Consider the following 565-nt stretch of genomic DNA (forward strand, 5'->3'; position numbering starts at 1 on the left):
AGAGTATCAAGTGCCTAGCTGGTTGAGGCGCAGAACGCCTATATTAATGGATGGTGATCGAGTGATCGCTGTTTTAGGGTTATTCGTAGATAAAAACTACGATGGTCAAGATTGTGAAGCGCTTTGGAGCAACTAGAAAAAGTTTGTGTCACAATTCTATGTCACTTTAATAAAAATAATTAATGGAATATGCAATGAAGAAAATTACACTAGGATTAGTTCTTGGACTTGGACTATTGAGTGGTAACGCTCTGGCAGGTGATGTTGCTGCAGGACAAGCAAAAGCAGCAGTATGTGCAGCTTGTCACGGTGCTGACGGTATCGCAGTGATCCCGGGTTACCCAAACCTTAAAGGTCAAAACGAGCAATACATTGCTTCATCAATCAACGCATATAAGAACGGCCAGCGCACCGGTGGTTTGGCTGCTGTCATGCAGGCTCAAGCTTCAATGCTGAATGATGAAGATATTGCTAATCTAGCTGCTTACTACGCAAGCCTTAAGTAAACCCTTCTTAAAGCACAGATTAAACAATACGATGAATTTCGAGCCAGAGCTTTAAAGCT

2 protein-coding genes are annotated in these 565 nt (G+C 42.3%); both read left to right on the plus strand.

Going from position 1 to position 565, the window contains the following annotated elements; translation table 11 throughout:
* Nucleotides 1–136, plus strand: a 136-nt coding sequence (tilS, locus tag BCT81_RS07050) for a tRNA lysidine(34) synthetase TilS (protein WP_157938861.1), incomplete at its 5' end; no start/stop codon positions are given.
* Between the two features lie 58 nt (nt 137–194).
* Nucleotides 195–506, plus strand: coding sequence for a cytochrome c (locus tag BCT81_RS07055; protein WP_004738608.1), 312 nt, complete (start codon nt 195–197; stop codon nt 504–506).
* Nucleotides 507–565: the final 59 nt, after the last annotated feature.

Origin of the sequence: Vibrio sp. 10N.261.52.A1 (genome assembly GCF_002876325.1) — a bacterium.
In the GTDB taxonomy this organism is placed as follows: domain Bacteria; phylum Pseudomonadota; class Gammaproteobacteria; order Enterobacterales; family Vibrionaceae; genus Vibrio; species Vibrio chagasii.

Bases quoted from the DNA above. Each gene is read 5' to 3' on its own strand.
- BCT81_RS07055 (WP_004738608.1), top strand. From the start codon at position 195: ATGAAGAAAATTACACTAGGATTAGTTCTTGGACTTGGACTATTGAGT.